Here is a 12,015-nt window from a genome sequence, read left to right on the forward strand (position 1 = left end):
GAGACTAGGCAGGACGGCGCCGAATGTCATCAGCCGCCGGGCAACGCATCATCACCGCACGGGTCGAATTGCCCCGAACCGCCGACAAGGCGCCGGCGTCACGCAAGCGTCACGCGACCGGGCTAGTCCAATCCTCAGGGCCAAACCGCATTGCCACCGCCGGGCAGGGACTGACATGTTGGAAAAATCGGACGCGATCGCCGCACTCGGGCAGATGAAGCTTCTGGCGCCGGCCCGGATCAAGACCGCGCTGGCGGCGAACGACCGGCTGAAATTCGTCCTGACCGTGATCCAGGCCGCCGCCGCCCATGCCGCCGACACCTCGGCCGCGCCGCTGGATCTGCACCACGATTATGCCGCGGCCCGGATGGAGGATGCCTGGCTGCTCGATGTGCCCGCCTCCGCCTGGTGGGAGGACGGGCGCCTGCATCTTGCCGATCAACCCCGCATCTGCGCCAAGTTGCGCGAGGACATCACCCTGATGGCCCGCCCGTTCGAGGGCAGCGACCAGCCCGATCACCTGCCGCTTCTGGCGCGCGCGGCCCACTGGTGCGACTGGCTGGGCAGCCATGACACCGCCGAACTGAGCGAACACGATCTGCTGCTGCTGACCGGCGGCAAGCGCGGTGGAGAGGATACCTTTCACATTCTGGTCATGGACCTGCACAAGGCGATCAACCGGCTCGCCGCCGAGCTGACCAGCGAAGAGATCGACGGCGCCCATGTCTGGCAATTGGCCGCCGAGGACAGGCCGCGCGTCGCCGCCTTCATGCGTGGCCTGAACCGGACCCGCGGGCTGAAATTCGACCACCCCGGCCTTGAGACCGCCGCCACCCGTGACGGCGCGCGCCTGCTGATCCAGAACGACATCGGCACCAATGACGCCCATGTGCTGGTGGTCCAGGTCGAGGCGCAGACCATCACCCTGACCTATTCCGACCTGCACGACCGCCGCTTCGCCTTCTTTCAGGGCCTTCTGGCCGAGATCGGCGCCGAATGGTCCTCGGTCGGCACCCGCAACACCCCGGGCATGAACGCGGGCGCCGATTATGTCGTCGGCACCGCGCTTTTCGCCTGCGCCGAAGAGGTCGCGCTGGAAACCGCGCTTGAGAACCTGGGCGCCCGCATCGTCTTTCTGATCGACTGGAACCGGGCGCGCAAGCGGCTGAACCGGCTGGTGAAAAAGACCCTCTCGATCGAGGTGCTGAACCGCGCCGCCCGGCGCGAGGCGGGGCATATGGGCTGGCTTCTGGCCGGCGGCGAGGCGGTGATCTTCGCGGCGATGGAGGCGCTCGGCCCCGACTATTTCCACATGGGCGACCGGCTGGACGAGGTCATGGGGGACGAGCCCGCCGCCGATTTCCTGACCGAGGCGCTGGCCCTGGCGGCGGCCGGGCTGACCGCGAACCAGGCCCCCACGCAGATCGCCGATCAGACCCATCTGCTGCTGTCGCGCCACATGGCGCGCTATCGCGACGATTTCACCCTGCTTGAAGAACACGCGGCCTTTTGCCAGGCGCTGGCCGAGGCGCTGCGCGACGCGCTGGCCCATCGGACCGAACGGGACGGCACCGCGGCGCAAACCCTCGCGCAGCGCGCCAAGGGATGGGAACGGCAGGCCGACCAGCTGGTGATCCGCCTGCGCGACGAGGCCGGACGCAACCCGCACCGCCGCCCCGTCCTGCAGGTGATCGAACGCGCCGACGACACCGCCGATGCGCTGGAAGAGGCGGCCTTCCTATTCTCGCTGATCGGCGAAGGCCACCACAGGGGCTGGAGCGAGGAGATCCGCGCGGGCCTTTTGCGGCTGGCCGCCCAGGTGCTGGAGGCGACCCAGGATCATGTCCGCGCGCTGGTGATCGCCCGAACCCTGGGTTCCGACAGCACCGCCGACGATCAGGCCGAATTCCTCACTGTCTGCTGGCGTGTGGTGAATGCCGAACGCGCCTGCGACAGCCATACCCGCGCCCTGCGCCGCCTGCTGGTGAACCAGATCGACGATGCCGCCACGCTGCAACTGACCACCGATTTCGGCGCCGCGCTGGAAAAATCCACCGATGCGCTGCTGCGTACCGGCTATGCCCTGCGCGACCTGGTCTTCGCCCGCATCGACACCGGGCTGGGCACCGGGCTGGGCACCGGACTGGACGCTGGCCGTCCGGGGGGCCGGACATGACCGCCGCCGCCCCGATCGCCGCCGACCGCGCCATTCTCTATTTCATCGGCGACACCCGCCCGCAGCCCGCCGCCACGCCCGAGGCACTGGGGTTCAAGGCCTATAACCTTGCCCGCATGGCCGCGATCGGGCTGAGAGTGCCGCCCGCCTTCGTCATCGGCACCGGCTATTGCGCCCTGCCGCAGGCGGTCACCCCCGATCTGTGGCGCGACCCTCTGGCTGCGCTCGAGATCGCCTCGGGCCAGAGGCTGGGCGATCCGCGCCGGCCGCTGCTGTTGTCGGTGCGCTCGGGCGCCCCGGTGTCGATGCCCGGCATGATGGAGACGCTGCTGAACATCGGCCTGTGCGATGACACCCTGCCCGGCTTCATCCGCCAGACCGGCCATCCGCGGTTGGCCTGGGACGCCTATCGCCGGCTGGTCGCGGGCTTTGGCGAGGTGGTCGCGGGGATCGACGCCGCCGCCTTCGAGGCCGATCTCGAGACCGTGGGTGCCGGCGCCTCGGAGCGCGATCTGGATTTCGCCGCCCAGCGTGAGGTGACCCGCCGCCATCTGGACACCTACCGGCTGCAGGCGGGAGAAGCCTTTCCCCAGGACGCCCGCGCGCAACTGCAGGCGGCGATCGAGGCGGTCTTTCTGTCCTGGTCCAGCGACAAGGCCCACGCCTATCGCGCGCTGCGCGGGCTGTCGGATGCGATGGGCACCGCCGTCACCGTGCAGCGGATGGTCTTCGGCAATGGCGGCGGGCTGTCCGGCGCCGGCGTCGGCTTTACCCGCAACCCGATCGACGGCGCGCCCGAACCTTGGGTGGACTTCCTGTTCAACGCGCAAGGCGAAGACGTGGTGTCCGGCCGGCGCAGCGCCCAGGGGCACGAAAGCCTGGCTGCCGTCGCCCCGACGGTCTGGCAGGATCTGCTGGACGCCACTCAAGAGCTGGAGCGCAATTTCGGCGAGATGCAGGATTTCGAATTCACCGTGCAGGAGGGCGAGCTGTTCCTGCTGCAAAGCCGCGACGGCAAGCGCACGCCGCAGGCCACCGCACGGATCGCGCTCGACATGGCCGACGAGGGGCTGATCTCCCGCGACACCGCCCGCCAGCGCACCGAGGGGCTGAGTGCCGAGGAGCTGGCGACCACGATTCTGGCGGCGGAGGATGGCGGCACGCTGACCCCGATCGCCCGCGCGGCGACAGCGGCCAGCGGCGTCGTCAGCGGGGTGATCGCCTTTGACGAGACGCAGGCGCGCCGGCTCAAGATCGCCGGGCAGCCGGTGATCCTGGTCCGGCGTGATGCCGAAACCCGCGACATCGCCGCGCTGGATCAGGCGGTGGGGCTGTTGACGCAACACGGCGCGCGCACCTCGCACGCGGCGGTGGTGGCGCGCCAGTTGGGCAAGGTCTGCCTGGTCGGCTGCGAGGAGATGCAGCTTGACGAGGCGGGTGGCCGCATGACGCTGGGCGGACAGGTCTTCGAGGAAGGCGCGCCGCTGACGCTCGATGGCAACGAAGGGCTGATCTATGGCACCACGGCCCGGGTGGTGCGGCAGCGGCCCGAGGCGCTGGTCGCGCGACTGACGGCGCTGCGCGCCAACAGCTGACCCATGGTGGCGCCGGCGCGCCGACCATGCCCCCAGAGCGGGCCGGCGGCTATCATGGCGGCGATTGGCATCAGCCCGCCTGCCCGCCGGAGCATCGGGCGAAGGCGGTGGGACCATCACCTCGATGCGCCGTGACAGGCGCGGTCGGCCGCACAGGTGATCTCGATCTGGTTCGGAACGACGGCGGGAATATGCCAAATGCCTTCGAACAAGGTGCAAGGGATGACCCTGCCCGCCGCTGTTCGAGCCAAGCATTCGGGCGGGGTTTCGACGCCAGCGCGATGACGAACGACCGGAGCCCGAAGCGGCACAGAAAGGCCCATGGCTGCGGCCGCGGGGCGGAACCTCCTCGGTCCCGCCCCGGCGTGTCATGCAGAAGCCACTGGCCCGGCCAGGCCCGGCGATGTCATTTCGGCGTGTAGGCCGTGGCCTTGATCTCGATCACCAGCTCCGAGCGGGCCAGACCGGCGACCTCGAGGATCGTCCAGGTCGGGAACGGCGCCTTGATGTAATCGGCCTTGATGGCGACGCAATCGGCCAGGTTGTTCTTGATGCCGACGTGATAGGTGATCAGCTCGACCACATCGTCGAGCGAGGAACCGGCGGCCTCCAGCACGATCTTCAGCCGGTCGAATGCATTGCGGATCTGCTCGGCGTCGGTTTCGGGAATGGTGCCGTCAGGGTTCAGGCCGATCTGGCCGGCGGCATAGACGAAGTCACCGGCGCGCACGGCGGCGGAATAGCCGAACTTGTCGAAGATGCTGCTGCCGTCGGCGGCCTTGAAAGCGGGATGATCGGGGTTGGTGGTGATCTTGGTCATGTTTTGGTCCGTGTCCTTGGTTAAATTCGTGCGTTCTGGGGCAGGTCCAGATCCAGCAGCATGCGGCCGTAAAGCTCGCCGATAGGATCCTCCTGCAACAGGAAGTGAGAGCTCATCGCGTGGATGTCGCGGAACAGCCGCTCCAGCGGGCTGCCCACCGGCAGCAGGCTGCCACCGACCGAGCGGAACACCTTCTGCGCCTCGGCCAGTGCAATGCTGACCGAGGTGGCGATGCGCATGCGGAACAGCGCCCGGTCCTGCAGGCTGATGGTCTCGCCGGCCTCGACCCGGCGGGTCATCTCGGCAGCGCTGGTCACCAGCCCCTCGCAGAGCAGGTCGATGATCGCCGCGCCGGAGGCAACCGCGATCTGGGCGATGCGGTCCTGCACCTGCGCCAGCCCGGTGCCCGAGGCGACCCGGCCCTTGACGATCTCGGCATAGGTTTCCTGCACCGTCGCCGCGGTGCCCAGCGTCGGGGCCGCCACCGAGATCGCGAAGGCGGAGTTCAGCGGATAGCGATAGATGCTGCCGTCGTTGCTGCACTCGGGGTGACGGCCGCCGGTCTGCAGCCGCGCCCAGTCCATAAAGCGATGTTCGGGGACGAAGACGTCTTCGAGCACGACATTCTTGCTGCCGGTGCCACGCATGCCGACGACGTTCCAGGACGACTGGTCGATGGTGAATTCTTCCTGCGGCACCAGCACCAGCGCCGGGCACGGGCCGTCCTGCCCCGGCATCTGCTGCAGCAGCAGCCCGACCCAGGAGGCGATGTCGATGCCGGAGGCATAGCGCCACTTGCCGCTGAGGCGGATGCCGCCCTCGACCGGGGTGATCGAGATGTCATGGCCGACGCCGCCGGTCAGCATCGGCACGATGGCCGGGCGACCGCAGGTGAACACATCATCCTGCGCCTGATCCGAGAACTTGCCGACCATCATCACATTGGCGGCCACCAGCCCGGTCAGCCAGGCCGAGGAGCCGCAGCCGCGGGCCACTTCGAACACCGCACGGCTGGTTTCCGCGGGGTCGAGTTCGAGCCCGCCGAAGCGGCGCGGCACCGTCATCCGGAACAGCCCGGCCTCGACCAGCTTGTCTTTCACATCCGGGGGAATGCAGTTGGCCGCTTCGATGCGGCTCGCCTGCGCCTTGAGCCAGGGTTGCAGCGCCCGGGCGGCAGCGGTCGGGTCCGCGACTTCGTGGCGGATTTCCACCACCGATGGATTTGACATAATTCATGCACCTCCAGACTGTCGATGTAACCGAAGCTACAGAGAGCCGGCCGAGAGTTCGGTATCCTCGGATACATCGGACAGGACGGAAGGCGCGAAAGGTCGAAAATGGAACTCAGGCCCAGCGGCACATGGCTGATGTCGGACGAGCTGATGAGCTCGATGATCAGGGACGAGACGCTCTTCGTCCGCCGCCGCTTCCGCAAGGATGAAGAGATCTACGCGCAGGACAGCGTGTCGTCGAAATTCTACGTGGTGGTCTCGGGTCTGGTGCAGATCGCCATGATCCGCGAGGATGGCACCGAGGTGATCCTCGAACTGATGGGGCCGCAGACGGTCTGTGGCGAGGGCGCGGCGATCGACGGGCTGCCGCGCTTCTCCGGCGCCACCGCACTGGAAGAGACCGAACTGCTGGAATTCGACGCCGGCAAGCTGCCGCAACTCGCCGCGCACAGCCCCGAATTCGTCGCCGCCGTCCTCCAGGTCACCGCGCTGAAGCAGCGGGTGCTGGCGGTGCGGCTGGAACAGCTCTCCTCCCGCGAGCCGGAGACGCGGATCCTTGAGATGTTCGGCCGACTCGCCCGGGTGTTTGCCGAGACCCGCGACGACGGCAAGCTGATCGTGCCGAAACTGACCCATGAGCAGATCGCGGCGATGACCGGCAACACCCGTGTCACCGTCACCCGCACGCTGGGCCGGCTAAAAGAACGCGGCGAGATCGCCATCGTCGAGGGGCGCATCCTGCTGATTTCCGACCGCTTCCGCGACTGAGCCGGTAACTGGGGATACCGACCCGCGACCGGGGGGCTGGCAGGATGAGGCCATTCCGACACCGCGAACAGGTATCCCGATGCATCCCCAAGACTTTCCCCCGCTCGACCCCATCGAGTTCCGCAACCTGATCGGCCGTTTCGCCACCGGCGTGGCCGTGATCCTGGCCGAGGACGGCGGCCAGCCCCGCGGCATGACGGTGAATTCGCTGACCTCGGTCAGCCTCGACCCGACGCTGCTGCTGTTCTGCGCCCGCAACGAAAGCCGCAACGCCGAGGCGGTGCTGCGCGCCAAGCGGTTTTCGGTGAATATTCTCACCCACGGGCAGACCGCGATCTCCAACGCCTTTGCCGGACGCGGCGACATGGCAGCGGTGCCGATGCTCCGCGATCGCGGCTTCCTGCGGCTGGCCGATGCAGCGGCAGTGTTTCTCTGCGAGCTGCGCGAGGTGTTTCCCGGCGGCGATCACCGCATCATTCTGGGCCAGCCGGTGTTCATGGAGGCGCCCCGGGACCAGGCCGAGCCGCTGCTGTTCTTCGGCGGGAAATACGCCCGTTTGCCGGAACCGCAGGACGAGCCGCGGGCAAGCTGAAACGAAACCGGCCCCGCCAGGACGGGGCCGGTTCCTGAGCGCGAAAGCGAACCTCAGTGGATCGAGTTGGGCAGGAACAGCGTCACCGCCGGAATACCCACCAGGATCCCAAGCCGGACCAGATCGACGATCCAGAACGGCGTCACCCCCTGAAAGATCGTCCGCGTCGAGACATCGTTGACCACCCGCTTCAGAACGAAGACATTGAGCCCCACAGGCGGGGTGATCAGGCTGATCTCAACCACCACAACAACGACGATACCGAACCACACCGGATCGAACCCCAGCGCCACGATGACCGGGAAGAACACCGGCACCGTGAGCAGCAGCATCGACATGCTTTCGAACACGCAGCCCAGCAGCACGTAGATCAGGATGATCAGCGCCATCACCAGGAAGGGCGAGGTTCCCCAGCTCAGGACCAGGGTCTGCAACTGCGTCGGCAGACCCGCCATGTTGACGTAGTTGGAGAAGATCCAGGCCCCGATCAGCACCGCGAAAAGCGAGGCGGTGGTGGTCACCGCCTCGGACAGCGCCGAGGTGATGTCGCGCAGCTTCATCTGGCCGCGGAAGAGCGAGATCAGGAAGGCCCCCATTGCCCCCACCCCCGCCGCCTCGGTCGGCGAGAAGGTGATATGGATCGGCCAGACATCGAGCGCGCCGTAAAGCCCGCCGATCACCACGAAGAACAGCAGCAGGATCGCCCAGACCCCGCGCAGCGCCTGCATCCGCTGGCGCATGGTGGAGCGCTCCCCCGCTGGCCCGGCCGCCGGATCACGCCAGACCGCATAGCGGACCGCGACGAGATAGAGCAGGATGCCCAGCCCCCCGGGAACGATACCGGCGAGAAACAGCTTGCCGATGCTGGTCTCGGTCAAGAGCCCGTAGATGATCAGGATGACGCTGGGCGGGATCAGGATGCCCAATGTGCCGCCCGCTGCGATGGAACCGGTGGACAGGGTGTCCTTGTAGCCGAACCGCCGCATCTGCGGCATCGCCACCCGCGACATCGTCGCCGCCGTGGCCAGCGACGAGCCCGAGATCGCCGAGAAGCCGCCGCAGGCGACGATAGTTGCCATCGCCAGCCCGCCGCGCAGATGGCCGAGGAAGGAATAGGCGGCCTCGTAAAGCTCGTCCGCCATGCCGCCCTTGTTGACGAAGAGCCCCATCAGCACGAAGAGCGGCACCACCGTCAGGCTGTAATCCTGCGAGGCGTCGGTGATCAGCCGCGCGGCCATCGAGATCGAGGCCGACATGCTGGTCTCCATCGCATAGCCGATGACGCCGACCAAGCTCATCGCGATGGCAATCGGCACCCTCAGCAGCGATAGGATCAGAACCGCGGCAAGGCCCAGGATGGAGGTCACCATTCCTTTGCCTCCCGCCGCTCGAATCCGAAGCTATGGCCAGTCAGCAACAGCCAGAGCCCGGCCAGGGCGAAACAGCCGGTGGTCATCACCATGAAGGCAAAGACGCAGAGCGCCGGCAGATAGCTGGGGATATGCAGGAACTCGGTCATGTCGCCGTAGCTCTTGCTGCGCATCGCCAGCGTCAGGATCTTGTGGTCGGGCCAGCACATCAGCACCGCGGAGCCGATCAGGATCAGCCCCTCGAACCGGGCAAAGCCGATGCGGTCGAGCGCGGGGCCCAGCAGATCGACCGCCACATGGGTTCCGCTCAGGGTCACCTCTGGCATGGCGGCGAAGACGACGAACATCAAAAGGATGCGCGACAGCTCGGTCGAGGCCTCGATCGGGGCGTTCAGCACCGAGCGCAGCAGAATGTCGAGAAAGGTCATGACCATGAGCAGCATCAGCGCCGCCATGGCCAGCCCCTTGGGAAGGCGCACTGCGGTCACGAGGACCGCAGTGACAGTGTTTCGAAGAGAGGACATGCGCTTGACCGGCCCGTCACTTGGCAATCAGCGTCAGGATCTCGGCATAGGCTGCCTCGGGATCGGCACCGGCACCGCGGATGCTGGCAAAGACCTGCTCCTTGACGGTCCCGGCCAGCTTGGCGAATTCCGCCTGATCCTCGGGGCTGGCGACGATGATCTCGTTGCCCGGGGTGTCGAGCGTCGCCTGCCGGCCCTCGCGGTCGATCTCGTCCCAGACAGCGCCGGCCAGTCGCGAGGTTTCGAGCCCGAAGACGGTTTCCAGCGCGTCCTGGATGTCCTTGGGCATGGAGTCGAACTTCTCCTGGTTCATCAGCAGCGCAAAGGAGCCGCGATAGAAGCCGCCGGGCATCTCGTACATATAGGGCGCCACCTCGATCAGGTTGTAGCTCTTGCGGCCCTCGATGGTCATCATCGAGGCATCCGCCGCCTTGGAGGCGATCGCCTCATAGGCGCTGGGCGCCGGAAGCTGGATGCGGCTGGCGCCCAGCAGGCCGACCACCTCGCCGGCGACGCCACCGCCGGTCCGGACCTTCAAAGCGGCGATGTCGGACAGCTTGTCGATCCGGGGTGCCGAGGCGAGCTGACCCGGACCATGGGTCATCAGGCCGATCAACTTGACGCCGCGGTGTTCGTTCAGCTTGGCGAAATGATCCTGATAGACCTGCCAGTAGGCCGCCGAGAGCGTGGCGGAATCGGCGTCATAGCCCGGCAGTTCGAACAGTTGCGACGAGACGAAGCGGCCCGGATTATAGCCGTGGAAGATCCAGGTCATATCGGCGGCGCCGTCGAGAACAAGGTCGAACTGCGCCGGCGGCGGGGCCAGGTTGAACTTCAGCTCGCCGGTGACGCGGCCGCCGGTCGCCTCTTCCATCCGCTTGATGATCTCCGGCCACATCGTGGCGTTGTTTCCTGAGGTTGGCGGACCCCAGCTGGAGATCGTCAGGGTATATTGGGCCTCAGCCTGGGCGGCGGTGCCAAGCCCGGCGGCAATCGCAAGCGCGGCAAACAGCGATCTGATCTTCATGGTCGTCTCCTTGTTGGATCTGTTGTTCGATCTGTTGGCGGTAGGGTCAGGCGAGTGGCTCCGGCGCCCTCAGGGGCCAGGGCCGGCGCTGTTCGAGAAGAACGGCGAGGCGCAGCAAAAGATCCTCGCGCCCCGGCCGGGCAGAGAGCTGCAGGCCGATGGGCCGGCCATCGCTATGCCACGCCAGCGGCAGCGAGATCGCCGGCGTGCCGAGAATGTTCTGCGCGATGGTGTGCTGAAAGGCGGGCGCCATGCCGCGTTCGACATGGTCGCGAAACTCGGTCGCGGGCGGCGGCAGATCGACGATCCGCGGCGCCGGCGCGGCGGTCACCGGGCTCAGCCAGATGTCATAGGGCTCCAGCACCGTGCCGATCCGTCGGCGGCTGCGGTTCAGGTGATCGACGGCGCCCAGAAAGCGGCGCAGGTCCAGCCGTTTGGAATGCTCATAGGCCGCCAGCGCCACTGGGCCAAAGGTGGTCTCGTCAATGCGCCGGCCAAGCGATCCGGCCACCGCATCGGACTGATCGGCGAAGCCCGCCAGCCAGACATCGGTGAGGGCGACGAGCGAGTCGATGCCATCGAGCGGATCGGCGATCGCCTCGACCCGATGGCCGAGCTTCTCCAGCAGCGCCGCGATGGCGTCGAGCGTGGCCAGGGTCTCCGCCTCGACCGCCAGCCCCATGCTGCCGGGCCCCGAGACGGCGATGCGCAGCGGCGGCAATGGTTCGCCCCGCTGCACCAGCGCCAGAAAGCCGCGCTCGGGCACCGGGATGGCGAAGGGATCGCCGGGGAACGGGTGGCTCAGCGCGTCGAGCGCCGCCGCGCAATCGCGCACCGTCCGGGTCAGGAACATGTTGGAGGCGAGGCCGAAGCCGCCCTCGTCCCTGCCCGGCCCGGAACTCACCCGCCCGCGCGAGGGTTTCAGCCCGACACAGCCGCACCAGGCCGCCGGCACCCGGATCGACCCCGCGATATCCGAACCATGGGCCACCGGCACCGCGCCCGAGGCCACCGCCGCCGCTGCCCCGCCGCTCGACCCGCCGGGGGAACAATCGGGCGCCCAGGGGTTGCGCACATCGCCGGTCAGCCGGTTGTGGGTGTGTCCCTCGAGCGAGAATTCCGGCGCAGAGGAGACGCCGATCACATCCATCCCAGCCCGGGCGATGCCGAGGCCCACATGGGTGCTGCTGGGGCTGGTGACGCCATTGTAAAGACGGCTGCCGAAGCGGATCGGATAGCCGGCAAGATGGCCGTTGATATCCTTGATCAGGGTCGGAACCCCGGCCAGAGGACCGTCCTGAAGCGCGGGCTGCGGATCCTGGTCCTGCTGCAGGACGAGCGCGAAATTGAAGGCGCTATTGGCCTTCGCCGTTGCCGCGACCGCGGCCTCATGCGCCTCCCGAACAGAGATATCTCCGGCCTTCAGCAGGGCGGCGAGCGTCAGGGCATCGAGGTCGGAGTAGTCATGTGGGGTCATTTAGGATGGGACGCGCGCTGTGTTTCATGGACCCTGAAACGATAGATCGGTTCCGGATCGCCGCAGGTATACGCGGATACAACCGCGGCAATTGCCCGGCCCTCTCCACGATCCACCGCGAAAGTCGCCCTGTTTTTCAAGCCTCCGCCGGCCGGCGTGCCGGAAATTTCCGCAGCTGCAAAACGGCCAGCCCCGATCTGCTCCCGCTGCGGTCAAAGGCGCGAAGAGTTGGCAGAGCGGCAAAGCCGATCACACCGGACGGAGGGCGCTCAGGATCGAGACGAAGGGGATGCGGACAAAGCCCCGCAAGATGAACCTCCGCCCTTCATGGTCATGCCACGGGACCGACGCAGGGCATGGTAATCCCCCCATTTTTGCGGGGGCTTGGTCGTAGACTTTACGCGGCCATCTTCAGTTTCTGGGCGGGTGTCATG

The 12,015-nt window shown here is 67.2% G+C and carries 10 protein-coding genes; 4 read left to right on the plus strand and 6 right to left on the minus strand.

The window, feature by feature from the left end; translation table 11 throughout:
- Positions 1-175 precede the first annotated feature (175 nt).
- Together ACN0V4_RS20080 and ACN0V4_RS20085 are read left to right on the plus strand one after the other, a co-directional pair.
- Complete coding sequence (locus tag ACN0V4_RS20080; protein WP_417679449.1) at positions 176-2,176, plus strand: DUF47 family protein; 2,001 nt, start codon at positions 176-178, stop codon at positions 2,174-2,176.
- Positions 2,173-3,771, plus strand: a complete 1,599-nt coding sequence (locus ACN0V4_RS20085; RefSeq protein ID WP_417679450.1) for a PEP/pyruvate-binding domain-containing protein — start codon at positions 2,173-2,175, stop codon at positions 3,769-3,771. The genes ACN0V4_RS20080 and ACN0V4_RS20085 overlap by 4 nt, the downstream gene beginning before the upstream one ends.
- Before the next feature lie 406 nt (positions 3,772-4,177).
- Here ACN0V4_RS20085 and ACN0V4_RS20090 read toward each other — a convergent pair whose 3' ends face one another.
- Together ACN0V4_RS20090 and ACN0V4_RS20095 are read right to left on the minus strand one after the other, a co-directional pair.
- Positions 4,178-4,591: a RidA family protein gene (locus tag ACN0V4_RS20090; protein ID WP_417679452.1), complete on the minus strand. Its 414-nt coding sequence runs from the start codon at positions 4,589-4,591 to the stop codon at positions 4,178-4,180.
- 20 nt (positions 4,592-4,611) lie between these two features.
- On the minus strand, positions 4,612-5,820 hold the full coding sequence (locus ACN0V4_RS20095; RefSeq protein ID WP_417679454.1) for an acyl-CoA dehydrogenase family protein: 1,209 nt from the start codon (positions 5,818-5,820) through the stop codon (positions 4,612-4,614).
- A gap of 108 nt (positions 5,821-5,928) precedes the next feature.
- Here ACN0V4_RS20095 and ACN0V4_RS20100 point away from each other — a divergent pair, with 108 nt between their 5' ends.
- Both ACN0V4_RS20100 and ACN0V4_RS20105 read left to right on the plus strand, forming a co-directional pair.
- A complete protein-coding gene (locus tag ACN0V4_RS20100) occupies positions 5,929-6,591 on the plus strand; it encodes a Crp/Fnr family transcriptional regulator (RefSeq protein WP_417679456.1) in 663 nt (220 codons plus the stop codon).
- Between the two features lie 79 nt (positions 6,592-6,670).
- Positions 6,671-7,183 (plus strand): flavin reductase family protein, encoded by a 513-nt coding sequence (locus ACN0V4_RS20105; RefSeq protein WP_417679458.1) that lies wholly within the window; start codon positions 6,671-6,673, stop codon positions 7,181-7,183.
- Between the two features lie 53 nt (positions 7,184-7,236).
- Here the strand turns inward: ACN0V4_RS20105 and ACN0V4_RS20110 are convergent, their stop codons facing one another.
- The 4 genes from ACN0V4_RS20110 to ACN0V4_RS20125 are packed head-to-tail and all read right to left on the minus strand — an operon-like array spanning position 7,237 to position 11,581.
- Positions 7,237-8,553 carry a TRAP transporter large permease gene (locus tag ACN0V4_RS20110; protein WP_417679460.1) on the minus strand — a complete coding sequence of 439 codons (1,317 nt, stop codon included), beginning with the start codon at positions 8,551-8,553 and terminating at the stop codon, positions 7,237-7,239.
- Positions 8,547-9,041 carry a TRAP transporter small permease gene (locus tag ACN0V4_RS20115; RefSeq protein ID WP_417679462.1) on the minus strand — a complete coding sequence of 165 codons (495 nt, stop codon included), beginning with the start codon at positions 9,039-9,041 and terminating at the stop codon, positions 8,547-8,549. The genes ACN0V4_RS20110 and ACN0V4_RS20115 overlap by 7 nt, the downstream gene beginning before the upstream one ends.
- Positions 9,042-9,093: 52 nt before the next feature.
- Positions 9,094-10,104, minus strand: coding sequence for a TRAP transporter substrate-binding protein (locus tag ACN0V4_RS20120; protein WP_417679464.1), 1,011 nt, complete (start codon positions 10,102-10,104; stop codon positions 9,094-9,096).
- 46 nt (positions 10,105-10,150) lie between these two features.
- A complete protein-coding gene (locus ACN0V4_RS20125; RefSeq protein WP_417679466.1) occupies positions 10,151-11,581 on the minus strand; it encodes an amidase in 1,431 nt (476 codons plus the stop codon).
- Between the last annotated feature and the right edge of the window lie 434 nt (positions 11,582-12,015).

The organism is Pseudodonghicola sp. (assembly GCF_048268305.1).
Lineage (GTDB): Bacteria > Pseudomonadota > Alphaproteobacteria > Rhodobacterales > Rhodobacteraceae > Pseudodonghicola.

Excerpts from the sequence above, each read along its gene's own strand:
- ACN0V4_RS20100 (WP_417679456.1), top strand. The coding sequence starts at position 5,929 with ATGGAACTCAGGCCCAGCGGCACATGGCTGATGTCGGACGAGCTGATG.
- ACN0V4_RS20110 (WP_417679460.1), bottom strand. The coding sequence starts at position 8,553 with ATGGTGACCTCCATCCTGGGCCTTGCCGCGGTTCTGATCCTATCGCTG.
- ACN0V4_RS20080 (WP_417679449.1), top strand. The coding sequence starts at position 176 with ATGTTGGAAAAATCGGACGCGATCGCCGCACTCGGGCAGATGAAGCTT.
- ACN0V4_RS20120 (WP_417679464.1), bottom strand. The coding sequence starts at position 10,104 with ATGAAGATCAGATCGCTGTTTGCCGCGCTTGCGATTGCCGCCGGGCTT.
- ACN0V4_RS20085 (WP_417679450.1), top strand. The coding sequence starts at position 2,173 with ATGACCGCCGCCGCCCCGATCGCCGCCGACCGCGCCATTCTCTATTTC.
- ACN0V4_RS20125 (WP_417679466.1), bottom strand. The coding sequence starts at position 11,581 with ATGACCCCACATGACTACTCCGACCTCGATGCCCTGACGCTCGCCGCC.
- ACN0V4_RS20090 (WP_417679452.1), bottom strand. The coding sequence starts at position 4,591 with ATGACCAAGATCACCACCAACCCCGATCATCCCGCTTTCAAGGCCGCC.
- ACN0V4_RS20095 (WP_417679454.1), bottom strand. The coding sequence starts at position 5,820 with ATGTCAAATCCATCGGTGGTGGAAATCCGCCACGAAGTCGCGGACCCG.
- ACN0V4_RS20105 (WP_417679458.1), top strand. The coding sequence starts at position 6,671 with ATGCATCCCCAAGACTTTCCCCCGCTCGACCCCATCGAGTTCCGCAAC.